The following is a 15,518-nucleotide window of genomic DNA, read 5'->3' as shown; positions in this document are numbered from 1 at the left end:
CGCTATCCCCAAAAAGGAGACTCCATGAAAATCCGCACATTGCTTGGCGCCCTCGCCTGCTCCATCGCAGCGCTTGGCCTGGCCGGCACCGCCCAGGCGGCCAATTACAAATCCGAGTACAAGCTCTCGCTCGTCGTCGGCACGGCCTTCCCCTGGGGACAGGGCGCCGAAATCTGGGCCAACAAGGTCCGCGAGCGCACCGCCGGGCGCATCAACATCAAGCTGTACCCAGGCGTCTCGCTGGTGCAGGGCGACCAGACACGCGAGTTCACCGCCATTCGCCAAGGCCTGATCGACATGGCGCTCGGCTCGACCATCAACTGGTCGCCGCAAGTGAAGCAGCTGAACCTGTTCTCCTTGCCCTTCCTGATGCCCGACTACGCAGCCATCGACGCCCTCATCCATGGCGAGGTGGGCAAAGCCCTGTTCAAGGACGTCGAAAAGGCCGGCGTCGTGCCTCTGGCATGGGGTGAAAACGGCTATCGCCAGCTCAGCAACTCCAAGCATGAAGTCAAGTCGCCGGAAGATCTGAAGGGCCTGAAGCTGCGTGTAGTCGGTTCGCCGCTCTTCATCGACACCTTCACCGCGCTGGGCGCCAATCCCACGCAAATGAGCTGGGCGGATGCACAGCCCGCGCTCGCCACCGGCGCAGTCGACGGCCAGGAAAACCCCCTGTCCATCTTTTCCGCCGCCAAGCTGTATGACGTCGCCCAGAAGAATCTGACCCTCTGGAACTACGTCGCCGATCCGCTGATCTTCGTGGTAAACAAACAGGTATGGGAATCCTGGACGGAAGAAGACCGCAAGATCGTCCGCGAAGCCGCCATCGAAGCGGGCAAGGAACAAATCGTGCTGGCCCGCAAAGGCGTTACGCCGGAAGACCCCTCGCTGCTCAAGGAGATCGAAGGACATGGCGTGAAGGTCACCAGCCTGACGCCCGAGCAACACGACGCCTTCGTCAAGGTAACCAAGCCCGTTTTCGACAAATGGAAAAAGACCATCGGCGAGCAGCTTGTCGACCAGGCCCAGAAAGACATCGCGGCCCGGAAGAAGTAAGCCATGGGGCAGGGGTCAGACCCCGTACGGGGTCTGACCCCATATCGTGGAGGGAGTCGGACCCCTTTAGAATATGCGTGGGGTCAGACCCGGCATCGGGTCTGACCCCTACCAAACCACAGGACGAGCCCCATGAATCCATCCCCCCAGATCCAGGCGTTTTTCGACGAACCCACCAATACGGTGAGCTATCTGGTTTCCGATCCCGCGACCAAGCAGGCCGCCGTGATCGACCCCGTGCTGGATTATGACCACCGCAGCGGCAAGGCATCGACGGCTTCGGCGGACACGATGCTGCGGGCGGCGGCCGATGGCGGCTTGCAGGTCGTCTGGGTTCTTGAAACCCACGCCCATGCGGACCATCTAAGCGCAGCGCCCCACATCAAGCAGCACACGGGCGCACAGGTCGCCATCGGCGAGCACATCCGCGACGTCCAATCGATTTTCCGGTCCGTCTTCAACATCGACGACGTCTCGGGCGACGGCCGCGAATTCGACCGCCTGCTGGCAGACGGCGAAACAATCCAGCTCGGCTCGCTCACGGTCGAGGTGATGCACACGCCGGGCCACACCCCCGCCTGTGTCTCCTATCGCATCGGCGACGCGGTATTCATCGGCGACACGCTGTTCATGCCGGACTACGGCACGGCGCGTGCGGACTTCCCGGGCGGCAGCGCCCAGACACTGTATCGGTCGATCCGGCGGCTCCTTTCGCTGCCCGACGAGACGCGATTGTTCCTGTGCCACGACTACAAGGCGCCCGGACGCGACACCTATGCCTGGGAAAGCACGGTGGGCGACATGCGCGCGCGCAACGTACATGTCCATGACGGCGTCTCCGAGGCGGAATTCGTCGCGATGCGCGAACGGCGCGACGCCACGCTGGCAGCGCCCGTCCTGCTGCTTCCCGCCATTCAGGTCAATATCCGCGCGGGACACCTGCCCAAAGCGGAATCCAACGGCGTCTCGTATTTGAAGATCCCTGTCAGCAGGGGTCAGACCCCATGCGGGGTCTGACCCCTGATCCAACCGTCCGGCCACAACAGGTGGGGTCAGACCCCGGATGGGGTCTGACCCCTGCCGCCATCCAGTTCCGCCAGGCAGTCTTCCGCGGTGCCGACCACCACCTTCGCCGAACAAGCGATCATGAGATTCAGGTTCAGGCCGAAGTCCTCGACGGCGTATCCCTGCGCGTCGATGTGGACGCGCCCGGACGGGGAAGGCATCACGGCCGTCGCGACCTGCTTCACCATCGATCGGGACTCGCTGGTATAGACCCACACGGGCTTGCCCAGCGCAGCCGCGTAACCCACTTCGAACACGGTGCCCGAGTCGGGCTCGGCACCCCGAAAAGGGTTGAGATTGGCCATGACGATATCGGCCTGGTGTATCAAGGCGATATTCGCCTTGCAGATCCAACGCGCCTGCTCCAGGTCGGACATGCCCGAAGGCAGCGCGTTATCCAGCGGATACAGCCCTTCGTAGCCGTACTTGTTGCAAAGCAGCTTCAGTGTCGCCCCCCACGCCTTGGCGTCCGGGCGGAAGACATCGAAACCGGCGAGATAAATGGATTTCACATGCTGCTCCTGAGGGGTCAGACCCCTGGTGCTGCTCCTGAGGGGTCAGACCCCTGGTGCTGCTCTTGAGGGGTCAGACCCCGTACGGGGTCTGACCCCATATCGTGGTGAGGTCTGGTGGGGTCGGACCCTATAGGGTCCGACCCCTCAACCCTACTTGAAAGCGGTTTCTATAAAGCTGCGCAGCTTGCGCGAATGCAGGCGCTCGCGCGGCATATCGCGCAGCAATTCCAGCGCCCGGATGCCGATATGCAGGTGCCGGTTGACCTGGGTACGGTAAAAGTCACTGGCCATGCCGGGCAGTTTCAGCTCGCCGTGCAGCGGTTTGTCGGACACGCAGAGCAGCGTTCCGTACGGCACCCGGAAACGGAAGCCGTTCGCCGCAATGGTGGCGGACTCCATGTCCAATGCGATGGCCCGGGACTGGGACAGGCGCTGCACGGGCTCGTGATGATCGCGCAACTCCCAGTTGCGGTTGTCGATGGACGCGACTGTGCCGGTGCGCATGATGCGTTTCAAATCCCAGCCATCCAGGCCGGAGACATCGGCCACGGCCTGTTCCAGCGCGATCTGGATTTCGGCCAGCGGCGGAACGGGAACCCATAGCGGCAGATCGTCGTCGAGCACATGGTCCTGGCGCACATAGCCGTGTGCCAGCACGTAGTCGCCCAGCCGCTGCGTGGTGCGCAGCCCCGCGCAATGGCCCAGCATGAGCCAGGCGGAGGGGCGCAGGACGGCGACGTGGTCGGTGATCGTCTTGGCGTTGGATGGTCCCACGCCGATGTTGATCAGGGTAATGCCGTTGTGCTTGTCGCGCAGCAAATGATAGGACGGCATCTGCGGATTGCGCATCAGCGGCTGGCCTTCGCGCTCCGCGTCCGGACCCGCCCGGGTAATGATGTTGCCCGGCTCGACCAGCGCCGTGTAGCCGCCCTCGCCCTGCGCCAGCGTTTCCTTGGCCCATTGGCAGAACTCATCGACATAAAACTGGTAGTTGGTGAACAGCACGAAATTCTGGAAGTACTCCGGCGCCGTGGCCGTGTAGTGCTGCAGGCGATGCAGGGAATAATCCACTCGCGGCGCCGTGAACGGCGCCAATGGAAGGGGATCTTCGCGGCGGCCTTTCCAGGTTCCGTTCACGATGGCGTCATCCGTCACGGCCAGGTCGGGAACGTCGAAATGGTCGCGCAGCGCATCGCCCAGCAAGGAGTCGGAATACACCCCTTCGACGTATTGTCCATCTGCATATGAAAAATGCAGGGGGATGGGCATATCCGACTCGCCCACCTCGACCGGCACGCCATGATTCTTGATCAGCAGCCCGATCTGTTCGAGCAGATAGTCGAAATACAGAGCCGGCTGCGTGATGGTCGTCATATAGACGCCTGGCTCGACGACGTGCCCATACGACAGGCGGCTGTCCACTTCCTGATACGTATTTACTTTGATCCGGATCGCCGGATAGCAGGCACGGATGCGCCGCTTTCCCGGGATGCCGTTCTTCACGTAGGCTGCGAATTCCTCGCGGATGAAGGCGGTATTCCTGGTATAGATATCCACCAGGCGCTGCACCGCCGCCCGGGCATCGGTGAAACTGGTGAACGGCATGACGGGCGGAAGCGTGATCGGGTTGACCGCGTCCTGTGAATCAAACATATGTATTACCTGAAAAAATCGGCTGCCCAATGGGCACAGTATATAAAGCTACTGTGACAAAATGCGCGGTTATTGGTTTAATACCTCGATCAGGAAACGACGGGCCCAGGCCCGTCAATCTGAAAAGTCTAAAAGGCCCTGAACCTTGAGCGTAATCCTCAACGCCGTATTCCCGCTGTTCGCGCTCATTCTGCTCGGCTACCTCAGCGCACGCAACCGTCTGCTCGGCCCCGCCGCGGTCGAGACGCTCAACAAGTTCGTCGTCTGGATGGCGCTGCCCGCGCTGCTGTTCCAGGCAATGGCCAAGATCAGCTGGGAACAGATCAACCAGCCCGGCTACCTGGCCGCTACCGCCCTGGGCATCGCCATCGTTTTCGCGGTCTCGTACTTCATGGACCGCCGACGCCGGGGGCGCCTGGCCGATGCCAGCATCGAAGGCCTCGCCGCCTCGTATTCCAATGCCGGATTCATGGGCATTCCGCTGTGCCTGATGCTGTTTGGCGAGGCCAGCCTTCCGGCCGTCATCATCGCCACTTTGCTGACGGCCTGCGTCCTGTTCGCATTTGCCATCGTCCTGATCGAAATCGACCTGCAAGGTTCGCCCCACTTGCTCCACACCCTGGCCAAGGTCAGCCGGTCGCTGAGCCGCAACCCGCTGGTGGTATCGCCCGTGCTGGGCCTGATCGTCGCGGCGCTGGAATGGCCGCTGCCCTATGGGCTGGAGCAGTTCACGACGCTGTTGGGTGCGGCGGCCAGCCCCTGCGCATTGATCACAATAGGCCTGTTTCTGGCGCAGGACCAGCCCCGTGCCCGCCACGGAGCCGTCTGGCGCATCGTCGGGCTGAAGCTCATCCTGCATCCGCTGGTCACGTTCGTCCTGGCGTACTGGGTATTCAGCATGCCGCCCCTGTGGGCCAGCACCGCCGTGCTGCTTGCGGCGCTGCCGGTCGGCACCGGTCCCTTCATGCTGGCGCAGCTATACCAGCGCGAACCCGCCGTCACCTCGCGGGCCATACTGATTTCCACCGTGCTCTCGCTGGCGACGGTATCGGTGCTGGTCGCGGTGCTGGGCGGCTCTCAGGCCAGCTGATCCATGAAAAGGGCCAGCGCCACGTCGCGCTCGGTCACGCCCTTGGCGTCGTGCGTGGTCAGCGTCACGCTTACCCGGTTGTAGACATTCGTCCATTCCGGATGGTGGTCCAGCTTCTCGGCGTGCATCGCCACCTGCGCCATGAAGCCGAATGCCTCATTGAAATTCTTGAAGATGAACGTTTTGTGTATGGCGTCGCGCCCTTCGGTGGCCGACCATCCTTCAAGCAGCAGAAGGGCCGATGGCGCGCCAATCAATTTCAGCTGATTCTTCATTGCCGTGTCCTTTTCTGGGGTCAGACCCCGTACGGGGCCTGACCCCTTGATGGCGTTGGTGCGACGGGGTCCGACCCCGCTCCGGTAGGAACTTTAAGTTGCAAGTCCTTTGACCGCAGCGCGGTTGAGGTCTTGCGTCCTACAGTCCATACTACCTTGTATTATCAACCTCTTATCATGGAAGCGTGATGACGGAAAGAACCTCATGCAAGCGGCTTCAAGTTGCTACCGAGCTTTATCAATTTGTCGAGCGGGAAGCATTGCCCGGCACAGGCGTCGCGCCTGAAGCGTTCTGGTCCGGTTTCGACGAACTCGTCCATGACCTCGCGCCGCGCAATCGCGAGCTCCTGGCCGAACGCGACCGCCTGCAAGCCGAAATCGACGCCTGGCATCGCCAGAACCCCGGCCCCATCCAGGACCAGGCCGCCTACCAGGCGTTTCTGCGCAAAATCGGCTATTTGCAAGACATCCCCGGCCACGTGGCCGTCAAGACCAGCCATGTCGACACCGAAATCACCCAACAGGCAGGCCCCCAGCTGGTCGTGCCCATCACCAATGCGCGCTATGCCCTGAATGCGGCCAACGCCCGCTGGGGCAGCCTGTACGATGCCCTGTACGGCACCGACGCCATCTCCGAAGACGACGGCGCAACCCGCGCGGGCGGCTACAACCCCGTACGCGGCGCCCAGGTCATTGCCTACGCACGGCGCTTCATGGACGACAGCATTCCCCTGGCGCAAGGCTCCCACGCCGACGCCACGGCATACGCCGTCGCCAATGGCCGGCTTCAGGTCACGCTGCGCGACGGGCAAAGCACAACCCTGGCCGACCCGGCGCTGCTCATCGGCTATCGCGGGCAGGCCTCCGCACCCGAAGCCCTCGTATTCCTGCACCACGGCCTGCACTTCGAAGTCCAGATCGATGCCTCCCACCCCATCGGGCAGCAAGACGCCGCAGGCATCAAAGACCTGCTTCTGGAATCGGCCATCACCACCATCATGGACTGCGAGGACTCCATCGCAGCCGTCGACGCCGAAGACAAGGTGACCGCGTACCGCAACTGGCTGGGCCTCATGGACGGCAGCCTCACCGAGGAAGTCTCCAAGGGCGGCAAGACCTTCACGCGCGCCCTGAACCCCGACCGCGAATACACCGACCTGAAGGGCAACAAGCGCAGCCTGCACGGCCGCTCGCTGATGTTCATCCGCAATGTGGGCCACCTCATGACCAACCCCGCGGTACTCGACGAAGCCGGCCGGGAAGTCCCCGAGGGCATACTCGACGCCGTCTTCACTTCGCTCATCGCCATGCACGACCTGGCGCGCAAGGGCAACTCGCGCAGCGGCTCCATCTACATCGTCAAGCCGAAAATGCACGGCCCCGCCGAAGTCGCCTTCGCCAACGAACTGTTCGCACGCACCGAAGCCTTGCTCGGCCTGGCGCCCAACACGCTCAAGATGGGCATCATGGACGAAGAGCGCCGCACCAGTGCCAACCTCAAGGCCTGCATCGCGGCGGCCAGCCAGCGCGTGGCCTTCATCAACACGGGCTTCCTGGACCGCACCGGCGACGAAATGCACACTTCCATGGAAGCCGGCGCCATGGTGCGCAAAGGCGACATGAAGCGCAGCGTCTGGATCGACGCCTACGAGCGCAACAACGTACAGACCGGCCTGGAGTGCGGGCTGCGCGGCCAGGCGCAAATCGGCAAGGGCATGTGGGCCATGCCCGACCTGATGGCCGACATGCTGGTCCAGAAGATCGGCCACCTGAAGGCCGGCGGCAATACCGCCTGGGTGCCCTCGCCCACCGCGGCAACGCTGCATGCGCTGCACTATCACCAGGTCGATGTCCAGGAAATCCAGCGGGGCATGGAAGGCAAATCCGAACCCCTGCTGGAAAAGATCCTGACCATTCCGGTCGCCGCCGACACGAACTGGTCCGCCCAGGAAATCCAGGAAGAACTCGACAACAACGCCCAAGGCATCCTGGGCTATGTCGTGCGCTGGATCGACCAAGGCATCGGCTGCTCCAAGGTGCCCGACATCCATAACGTCGGCCTCATGGAAGACCGCGCAACGTTGCGGATCTCAAGCCAGCACATGGCAAACTGGCTGCGCCACAACGTCGTCAGCAAGGAACAGGTCACGGAAACCATGCAACGCATGGCCGCCGTGGTCGACGCCCAGAACGCGGGCGATCCGGCCTACCGGCCCATGGCGGGCAACTTCGAAACCTCTGCCGCCTTCAAGGCAGCCTGCGACCTGGTGTTCAAGGGGCTGGAACAGCCCAATGGCTACACCGAGCCGCTGCTGCACCAGTGGCGACAAGTGGTCAAGGCGCAGGCTCGCGCGTAGCGAGCGCGGGGTAAGCGCCGTCCACGAGCTCATACTGCGCCAGCACCCGCTTTACCAGCGCAGCCCGCATGATTTTTCCCTGCGGGTTGCGCGGTATTTCCTCTACCTCTAACACCAGCCGGGGCCGCATCTGGCGGCCGTGTCCGCTGAACGCCGAATCCAGCCCGAACTGTATGCCCGCAGCCGGCCCCACCACCGCCAACGCTATCACGCTTCCCCAGTAGCCGGACGGCAAGGCCACGGCGCAGCAATCGACGCTGCGGTCGATTTCCCCGGCGATCGCATCGACCGCATCCAGCTGCACCAAGTAGCCTCCCGTCTTGATGGCATCGCCCTGCCGACCCAATAGCCACAGCCTTCCCGCGTCGTCCTGATATCCCCTGTCCTCGGTATGGTGCCAACCGTCTTCCCATGCCTTCAAGCGTGATTCATGCCACGTCCCCTCGGACATGTGCGCCGCCTTGATCCAGACGGTTCCATGCACGCCGGCAGGCAGGACCGCGCCATCCTCCGAACGCACTTCCACATGAACACCGGGCGCCGGTACGCCGACGCAGCAGGCGGACTCCATATCGGGATCGCGATACGCCCTGTCCGTATCTTCAGGCTGGGTGTAGCAGATGGGATTGATGCACTCGGACTTGCCATATGTGACGCGTATGGCCGGCCCGAACGCATCCCGGGCACGGCGGTATAGCCTGGCATCCAGTTGCTGCGTGCCGGTAAACACCGTTTTTGCATGCAAGGGGCCTGGACCCGCCTCATCGAGCAGCTTGTTCAACAAGGTAGGCGGGGCGAATATGGCGCCCGCGCCACGCCGCAGATGCTGGACCAGGCGGGGCGCATCCGCCCTTTCGAACAACACCACTTGCCCCCCGAAATGCCACCAGGCCAAGGCCAGCAAAGAAGCCCCATGGCTGAAGGGCGTTGCAAGCAATAGCTCCGATTCCGCAGCCGGCACGCAAGGCATCAACTCGCACTGGAGCCTGTGCGCGGCGAGCCGCGCTTGGTGAGAATACACACTCACCTTGGGCATTCCTGTGGTGCCGGACGAAGGCAACGCTCGCCCCGGCAACGTGGCAATGTCGGCGTCGCCGTCACCAAGAACCAGCGCCGAGCCGCGAGGAAGAATGTCCGGATCGACCACCGGGACGCCATCCGGCAAAGCAGCGGAGGGCATTCGGGCCAGCACCAATGATGCGCCGGCCTGCTGGGCGATCCATCCCAGTTCCTGTTCGCTCGCGCCGTGCGCCACCGGTATCTCGCAAGCGCCGGTCAAGAGCAAGGCGATATGGACCAGGGGAGCGATCGAGGTGTTCGGCAGACGCGTGATGACGCGCGATTCCAGCCCCACGCCCAGCCGCGCAAGCGCGGCGGCGAGTTGGCCGGCGCGCTCCGCCAGCTCCCGATAAGTAAGGTGACCGTTCAGGTCGTCGGCCCGCAAGGCCGGCCGATCGCCGAATGCCTGGGCCAACCCATTCCAATAGCTTGCCCAATGGTCACGGCGCATGCCTTTCCCCCAGGAATTGCTCACGCAGCGAGGAGCCGCGCACGTGCGCGCTCAGCCCTTTGGCCACGCCGCGCAACGCTTCGACCATCAGGTCCAGGCGCTGTTCCACCCGCGTCGTCAACGATGTCACGCTCAACGCGCAGATGCCGTGCCCATATGCGTCGCTAAGTGCGACGCCCAGAGAGCGGACGGGAAGATCCGGTGCATCCTTGGTCGAATAGCCGTCTTCCCTGGCACGTTGCACCATGTCCATGAATTGCGAGACGGAAGGCTCATCGCGCGCCTGCAGCCTTGCGGCGTTCTGTTCGAGCAGCTCGGCGACCTGTTCGTCCGGCATCAAACTCATCAGCGCAATGCTGCCCGCCCCGCAACCCAACGGGCGGCGCTGCCCTATGCCAAGAACCAGCACCTTGATGGGAAAGTGCCCTTCCTGACGATCTATGCAGACGACGTCCCGGCCGCTGCGCACCGTAAGGAAAGCGCTGTCTCCCGTGATGCGCGACAGTTCGCGCAAGGCCTCGGAACACCACTGCATTGCGGGGATGGAAGGCTGCGCAGCGAGACCCAGCTCGTACAGCAGCGGGCCCAGCCGGTAGACCCGGCTTGCCGGGTCTTGTACCAGCAGGGATTCGTCCACAAGACGACGCAATATCCGATGCGCAGTAGGCCGTTCGATCTGGACGTTCGCCGCCACCTCGCCAAGTCCGTAACCCGATTGGCCGGCTGCCGCAACGGCACGCAGCACGGCAGCAGCACGTCCGATGCTTTGCGTGCCTGCGGTATCTGATTTTTTTTTATGTGAGTCCATATAGTGGAGTTTGATCTAACTTAAGTCCAATATTCGACATGATAATACACACACCTCACCGGTACCAGTAAGACCACATCACACATCAACAGGAGACAACGATGAAAATACAAGCATGGAGCAGCGTGGCGTTCGGAATGGCCGGCTTCTGCGCCTCTATCTCGATCGCGGCCGCTGCCTATCCAACCGGACCCGTAACGACTGTCGTTTCGTTCCCGCCCGGCAACTCCGCCGATCTCGTCGGGCGCACGATCACACAGAAACTGCAGGATTCATTGGGCCAATCGTTCATCGTCGACAACAAAGGCGGCGCGGGCGGCACCATCGGCATCGAATACGTGACTCGCGCCAAGCCGGATGGATACACCATCAGCATCACGTCGCTATCCCCGATCAGCGTGATACCCGCCGTCAAGAAAGTCCCGTACGATCCAGTCAAGCAATTGGTGCCTATTTCCCTGCTGGCTCAAGGTCCGATGGTAGTCGTGGTGGACAAGAACTCGCCCTTCAACACTCTGCAGGAGCTTATCGACTACGCCAAGGCAAACCCGGGCAAGCTCAACTATGGTTCGCTCGGCCCCGGCACCATCAGCCAAATGACCACCGAGCTGTTCAAGTCAGCCGCCGGCATCGATTTGACCGAAATTCCCTATAAGGGCAGCGCACAAGCCCTGACCGATCTCATCGGTGGCCAGATCCAGGTTCTGTTCGACGGCAACGCTTCCGCCATGCGGCAAATGGAAGCTGGAACAGTGAAAGGCCTTGCCGTCACCATTCCGAAACGGTCTCCCTTGATGCCCGACACCCCGTCGATTGCGGAAACCAATATTCCCGGTCTCCAGAATTTCCAATCGCAAGGATGGATGGGCGCGTTCGCGCCGGCGGGAACGCCCCCGGAAGTCATCGCCATCCTGCACAAGGAAATGCAAAAGGCATTGAAGAGCCCGGACGTCATCGAGCGCTTCGCCGCGTCCGGCCTGCAAGCCGTAGGCTCGAACGACCCCAAGGATTTCGCCCGTTTCGTGGAAACCGACTTCAATCGCTGGTCCTCCGCCGCCGAAATGCTGGGTCTGCGCTCAGCCCTCAAATAGCCATCAAGAAAGGTATGCAACGTGAGTCAATTCGAAACCCTGCTGGTCGACGAACCCATTCCTGGCGTCTTGCTGGTCACCATCAATCGCCCCGAGTTTTCCAATGCATTCAACACGCAGACAGGCAGGGATCTGTTCAACGTATTCCACCCGCTGGAGCTTGAGCATCGGAAATACCGCTGCGTCGTCATCACCGGCGCGGGCGAGAAGGCATTCTGCGCGGGTGGCGATCTCAAAGAGCGCAAGACGCTCACGGAAGAAGAGTGGGTACTTCAGCATGAACTCTTCGAACGCAGCTTTCGGCACATCCTCAATTGCCCTCTCCCCGTGCTGGCCGCGGTCAATGGCGTCGCATACGGCGGGGGGCTGGAGTTGCTTCTGCAATGCGACTTCGCCTATGCCTCGCATCATGCGCGTTTTGCGCTGACCGAGGTTTCACTGGGCATCATGCCGGGCGGCGGCGGTACGCAATCCCTCCCGCGCGCAATCGGCGAACGGCGCGCCAAGGAACTGATTCTCACCGCCGCGCCGTTCAGCGCCCAGGAAGCGTTGGACTGGGGTGTCGTCAACCGGCTGTTCGCGCCGGACGAAGTGTTGTCCAAGACCCTGGAAGCCGCCCAGCGTATCGCAAGCAACGCGCCCCTGTCGGTACGGCAAGCCAAGCACTCCATCCACTATGGGCTGCAAATGGACCTGAACTCGGGAATGATGTTCGAGCTGGAGGCCTATCAAAGAATGGTCAAGAGCGAAGACCGCCAAGAGGGCATTCTTGCCTTCAATGAAAAACGCAAGCCCAATTTCAAAGGAAGGTAGAGCATCATGTCCGAAAATCCGGCCCAACATTTGCCGCTGTCCGGCTACACGGTCTTTGAAATAGGGCAGAACGTTGCGGCGCCGTTTGCGAGCCAGATCCTGGCGGACCTGGGCGCCGACGTCATCAAGGTCGAAAAACCCACCGGCGACGATGCGCGCCGCTGGGGACCTCCCGACTGGGAGGGTGCCGCCGCCATGTTCCAAACGCTCAATCGCAACAAGACCTCGCAAGTATGCAACTTCCGGGATCCGGAACAGGTTGCGCAACTGCGCGAGCAAATCATACGCAGCGCCGACGTCGTCATCCAGAACTTCCGGCCCGGCGTGCTGAAGTCGCTCGGTCTAGACGCCGAAGCTTTGCAGGCGCGCAAGCCCGAACTCGTGTATTGCGACATGGGCGCGTTCGGGCGGGGCGGCCCTCTATCCCATCTGCCGGGCTATGACCCATTGATGCAAGCCTATGGCGGACTCATGAGCGTCACCGGAGAACCCGGGCAAGCGCCCGTGCGCACCGGCTACTCCGTCATAGACTGCGGAACAGGCATGTGGGCTGCGATTGGTGTGCTCGCCGCCTTGCTCAGGCGCAAGAACACACCGAACGGGGCCCATGTCGAGGTTTCCCTCTTCGAGACCGCGCTGAGCTGGATGCAGATCGCCAACGCCCAGCACCTATCCAGCGGCGAGGTTCCGGGGCGACATGGTTCAGGCGCCGCAACCATCGTTCCCTACAGCGCCTACCTGGCATCCGACGGCCACTTGGTCATTGCAGCGGGCAACGACTCCTTGTTCCGCAAGCTTTCCGCATTGCTGAACCACCCGGAATGGGCCGACGATCCGCGCTTCAACTCCAACCCGGCCCGGGTCATCAATCGCGAGGAGATCGATCGGCTCATTCAGGCCGAGATCGCATTGCAAGCGCGTGATCATTGGATCCGGGCACTGCGCGCCGCCAATGTGCCTTGCGCCCCGGTCCAGAACACCGCGGAGGCCTTCGGCTGCGAACAGGCGCAGGCGTTGGGTGTGCTCCAGGATGTGCCCGGCAGTTCGATGAGGTTCATGGGCATCCCGCTGCGACTCGACAAGATACGCCCCGAAATACGCAAGGCGCCGCCCGTCTTGAACACGCTCCACAAGGAGACCACCGCATGAGGGTGACTCCATACACACCCGAAGTCCTCGTACGCGAAGTCGGACTGCGCGACGGCATACAAGGAATCGCAACGATCGGCACGGAAGACAAGCTCGCCTGGCTGGCGCTGGAAGCCGAGGCAGGTGTTCCCGCCTTCGAACTGACCTCTTTCGTGCCACCCCGCATCCTGCCTCAATTCTTCGATGCCGAAGATGTCATCGTCAAAGGCAAGCAACGCTGCCGCGCGGCGCTGGCGGCCCTGGTGCTCAACGACAAAGGCGCTCAACGCGCCCTCGCCTCCGGCGTCGACAGCATTGTCTTCGTGATCTCCGCCAGCGCGACGCACTCGGCCAAGAACGCCCGGACCACTCCGCATGAAGCGCTCGCCGTCGTCCGGCGCTTGATCGAGTCCGTGCTTGTCCAACCTGTACGGCCAAAGATCACCGGCGCCATCGCGACCGCTTTCGGATGCACCTACGAGGGCAGGATCGCACCCGACTCCGTACTGGAACTGGCCGAAGGGCTGGCGTCGGCGGGCGTGGACGACTTGGCGCTAGGCGATACGGTGGGCTTTGCCGGACCGCGCCAAGTGGGCGAGCTGTTCGCGCGGCTGCGCAATGAGCTGGGTGACATCCCTTTGGGCGCGCACTTCCATGACACCCGGGGCATGGGCATGGCCAACGTGCTGGCTGCGCTCGAGGCCGGCGTGACCCGCTTCGATGCCTCGTTGGGCGGCCTGGGCGGCTGCCCCTTCGCGCCGGGCGCCACCGGCAACATCGCCACGGAAGACCTTTGCTTTCTCCTTGACGAATACGGTGTCGACACCGGCATCGATCTGGAAAAACTGCTCGCTGCCCGCCGATGGCTGGCGCAGCTTTTACCCAACGAACCACTGCACGGCGCCTTGTCCCGGGCCGGCTTGCCGTGCGCGATCCCAACATAAGGAAGCATCATGAGCACACCACATATCGAAGCACCGAACGACGTATCCATCGAGCTGGGCATGGACTACAGCGACATACGCGAAAGCGTGCGCCGGATCTGCGCCGATTTCCCTGGCGCGTACTGGCGCGACCTGGACGAGCGCCAGGGCTATCCGTCGGAATTCGTCGCAGCCTTGACGGAGGCCGGCTATTTGGGCGCCCTGATTCCGGAGGAGTACGGCGGCAGCGGATTGCCCTTGCGCGCAGCCTCGGTCATCCTGGAAGAGATACATGCGGCGGGCTGCAACGCTGGCGCCTGCCATGCGCAGATGTACATTATGGGAACGCTGCTGCGCCACGGCAGCGAAGAACAAAAAAAGAAATACCTGCCGGATATTGCCACCGGCAAGCTGCGCCTGCAGGCATTCGGAATTACTGAACCCACCACCGGATCGGATACAACGCAAATCAAGACCCGCGCCGAACGCGTGGGTGACCACTATGTCATCAATGGCCAGAAGGTCTGGACGTCGCGTGCCCGGTACTCCGATTTGATGCTTTTGCTCGCGCGCACCACTCCCGCCGAGCAGGTATCGAAGAAAACGGAAGGCATCTCGGTATTCCTGGTGGATCTTCGAGCGGCCCAAGGCAACGGCGTCAATATCCAGCCGATCCGGGCGATGATCAATCACAATACGACGGAAGTCTTTATCGACAACCTGATCGTTCCCGCCGCCAACCTCGTGGGCCAGGAAGGCAAAGGCTTCCGCTACATTCTCGACGGAATGAATGCAGAGCGGATTCTCTGCGCCTCCGAAGCCATCGGCGATGCGCGCTGGTTCATCAAGACCGCCGCCGCCTATGGCAATGAGCGCATCGTGTTCGGCCGGCCCATAGGCCAGAACCAGGGGGTCCAGTTCCCCATTGCGCGCGCCTATGCAGAGACCGAGGCTGCGGAAATGATGGTGCGCAAGGCCACCGCGCGCTTCGCCGCCGGACTGGATTGCGGCGAAGACGCCAACATCGCCAAGCTGCTTGCTTCAGAAGCCGCATGGCACGCGGCGGAGGCATGCATGCAGACCCACGGAGGATTCGGTTATGCGGCTGAATACGACGTAGAGCGCAAATGGCGGGAATGCCGGGTCATGCAGATCGCCCCCATTTCGTCCAACTTGATCCTGTCGTATATCGGCCAACACGTGTTGGGCATGCCCCGTTCATTCTAGGTCAGAC

14 protein-coding genes are annotated in these 15,518 nt (G+C 62.4%); 9 read left to right on the top strand and 5 right to left on the bottom strand.

Going from position 1 to position 15,518, the window contains the following annotated elements; all coding sequences use genetic code 11:
* Positions 1-24: 24 nt before the first annotated feature.
* Positions 25-1,056 carry a DctP family TRAP transporter solute-binding subunit gene (locus ACSBPU_RS00545; protein WP_442594614.1) on the top strand — a complete coding sequence of 344 codons (1,032 nt, stop codon included), beginning with the start codon at positions 25-27 and terminating at the stop codon, positions 1,054-1,056.
* Between the two features lie 132 nt (positions 1,057-1,188).
* Positions 1,189-2,073 carry an MBL fold metallo-hydrolase gene (locus ACSBPU_RS00540; protein WP_442594612.1) on the top strand — a complete coding sequence of 295 codons (885 nt, stop codon included), beginning with the start codon at positions 1,189-1,191 and terminating at the stop codon, positions 2,071-2,073.
* Positions 2,074-2,108: 35 nt separating this feature from the next.
* On the opposite strand, the gene ACSBPU_RS00535 is transcribed toward ACSBPU_RS00540, so the two are convergent.
* Entirely contained in the window at positions 2,109-2,633 is a 525-nt protein-coding gene (locus ACSBPU_RS00535; RefSeq protein WP_442594610.1) for a nucleoside 2-deoxyribosyltransferase, read from the bottom strand.
* Positions 2,634-2,786: 153 nt separating this feature from the next.
* Positions 2,787-4,241, bottom strand: coding sequence for an AMP nucleosidase (locus tag ACSBPU_RS00530; RefSeq protein ID WP_442598495.1), 1,455 nt, complete (start codon positions 4,239-4,241; stop codon positions 2,787-2,789).
* A gap of 193 nt (positions 4,242-4,434) precedes the next feature.
* Between ACSBPU_RS00530 and ACSBPU_RS00525 the strand changes: the two genes are divergently transcribed.
* Positions 4,435-5,379, top strand: coding sequence for an AEC family transporter (locus ACSBPU_RS00525; RefSeq protein WP_442594608.1), 945 nt, complete (start codon positions 4,435-4,437; stop codon positions 5,377-5,379).
* On the opposite strand, the gene ACSBPU_RS00520 is transcribed toward ACSBPU_RS00525, so the two are convergent.
* Positions 5,367-5,654 carry a 4a-hydroxytetrahydrobiopterin dehydratase gene (locus ACSBPU_RS00520; protein ID WP_442594606.1) on the bottom strand — a complete coding sequence of 96 codons (288 nt, stop codon included), beginning with the start codon at positions 5,652-5,654 and terminating at the stop codon, positions 5,367-5,369. The genes ACSBPU_RS00525 and ACSBPU_RS00520 overlap by 13 nt on opposite strands.
* Positions 5,655-5,842: 188 nt before the next feature.
* Here ACSBPU_RS00520 and ACSBPU_RS00515 point away from each other — a divergent pair, with 188 nt between their 5' ends.
* Entirely contained in the window at positions 5,843-8,011 is a 2,169-nt protein-coding gene (locus tag ACSBPU_RS00515) for a malate synthase G (protein WP_442594604.1), read from the top strand.
* Here the strand turns inward: ACSBPU_RS00515 and ACSBPU_RS00510 are convergent.
* Together ACSBPU_RS00510 and ACSBPU_RS00505 are read right to left on the bottom strand one after the other, a co-directional pair.
* Complete coding sequence (locus ACSBPU_RS00510) at positions 7,989-9,521, bottom strand: class I adenylate-forming enzyme family protein (RefSeq protein ID WP_442594602.1); 1,533 nt, start codon at positions 9,519-9,521, stop codon at positions 7,989-7,991. The two genes, ACSBPU_RS00515 and ACSBPU_RS00510, sit on opposite strands and share 23 nt — an antisense overlap.
* Positions 9,511-10,329 (bottom strand): IclR family transcriptional regulator, encoded by an 819-nt coding sequence (locus ACSBPU_RS00505; protein WP_442594600.1) that lies wholly within the window; start codon positions 10,327-10,329, stop codon positions 9,511-9,513. Before ACSBPU_RS00505 ends, ACSBPU_RS00510 begins: the two co-directional genes overlap by 11 nt.
* Positions 10,330-10,430: 101 nt before the next feature.
* On the opposite strand from ACSBPU_RS00505, the gene ACSBPU_RS00500 reads away from it, so the two are divergent.
* From ACSBPU_RS00500 to ACSBPU_RS00480, 5 genes are read left to right on the top strand one after another with little or no spacing between them, the layout of a single operon-like run.
* Complete coding sequence (locus ACSBPU_RS00500) at positions 10,431-11,420, top strand: Bug family tripartite tricarboxylate transporter substrate binding protein (protein WP_442594598.1); 990 nt, start codon at positions 10,431-10,433, stop codon at positions 11,418-11,420.
* 21 nt (positions 11,421-11,441) lie between these two features.
* Complete coding sequence (locus tag ACSBPU_RS00495) at positions 11,442-12,233, top strand: enoyl-CoA hydratase/isomerase family protein (protein WP_442594596.1); 792 nt, start codon at positions 11,442-11,444, stop codon at positions 12,231-12,233.
* A 6-nt stretch (positions 12,234-12,239) separates the two neighbouring features.
* On the top strand, positions 12,240-13,382 hold the full coding sequence (locus ACSBPU_RS00490) for a CaiB/BaiF CoA transferase family protein (RefSeq protein ID WP_442594594.1): 1,143 nt from the start codon (positions 12,240-12,242) through the stop codon (positions 13,380-13,382).
* The gene (locus ACSBPU_RS00485) at positions 13,379-14,305 is read left to right on the top strand and encodes a hydroxymethylglutaryl-CoA lyase (RefSeq protein WP_442594592.1); all 927 of its coding nucleotides are present in this window, start codon (positions 13,379-13,381) and stop codon (positions 14,303-14,305) included. Before ACSBPU_RS00490 ends, ACSBPU_RS00485 begins: the two co-directional genes overlap by 4 nt.
* Positions 14,306-14,314: 9 nt before the next feature.
* Positions 14,315-15,511 (top strand): acyl-CoA dehydrogenase family protein, encoded by a 1,197-nt coding sequence (locus tag ACSBPU_RS00480; protein WP_442594590.1) that lies wholly within the window; start codon positions 14,315-14,317, stop codon positions 15,509-15,511.
* Positions 15,512-15,518: the final 7 nt, after the last annotated feature.

Origin of the sequence: Parapusillimonas sp. JC17 (genome assembly GCF_052180245.1) — a bacterium.
Classification (GTDB): domain Bacteria; phylum Pseudomonadota; class Gammaproteobacteria; order Burkholderiales; family Burkholderiaceae_B; genus Parapusillimonas.
This window is presented reverse-complemented; position numbering and strand designations above follow the sequence as displayed.

Coding starts and splice junctions, on each gene's coding strand:
- ACSBPU_RS00545 (WP_442594614.1), top strand. CDS start 25: ATGAAAATCCGCACATTGCTTGGCGCCCTCGCCTGCTCCATCGCAGCG.
- ACSBPU_RS00540 (WP_442594612.1), top strand. CDS start 1,189: ATGAATCCATCCCCCCAGATCCAGGCGTTTTTCGACGAACCCACCAAT.
- ACSBPU_RS00530 (WP_442598495.1), bottom strand. CDS start 4,241: ATGCCGTTCACCAGTTTCACCGATGCCCGGGCGGCGGTGCAGCGCCTG.
- ACSBPU_RS00520 (WP_442594606.1), bottom strand. CDS start 5,654: ATGAAGAATCAGCTGAAATTGATTGGCGCGCCATCGGCCCTTCTGCTG.
- ACSBPU_RS00515 (WP_442594604.1), top strand. CDS start 5,843: ATGACGGAAAGAACCTCATGCAAGCGGCTTCAAGTTGCTACCGAGCTT.
- ACSBPU_RS00510 (WP_442594602.1), bottom strand. CDS start 9,521: ATGCGCCGTGACCATTGGGCAAGCTATTGGAATGGGTTGGCCCAGGCA.
- ACSBPU_RS00505 (WP_442594600.1), bottom strand. CDS start 10,329: ATGGACTCACATAAAAAAAAATCAGATACCGCAGGCACGCAAAGCATC.
- ACSBPU_RS00500 (WP_442594598.1), top strand. CDS start 10,431: ATGAAAATACAAGCATGGAGCAGCGTGGCGTTCGGAATGGCCGGCTTC.
- ACSBPU_RS00490 (WP_442594594.1), top strand. CDS start 12,240: ATGTCCGAAAATCCGGCCCAACATTTGCCGCTGTCCGGCTACACGGTC.
- ACSBPU_RS00485 (WP_442594592.1), top strand. CDS start 13,379: ATGAGGGTGACTCCATACACACCCGAAGTCCTCGTACGCGAAGTCGGA.
- ACSBPU_RS00480 (WP_442594590.1), top strand. CDS start 14,315: ATGAGCACACCACATATCGAAGCACCGAACGACGTATCCATCGAGCTG.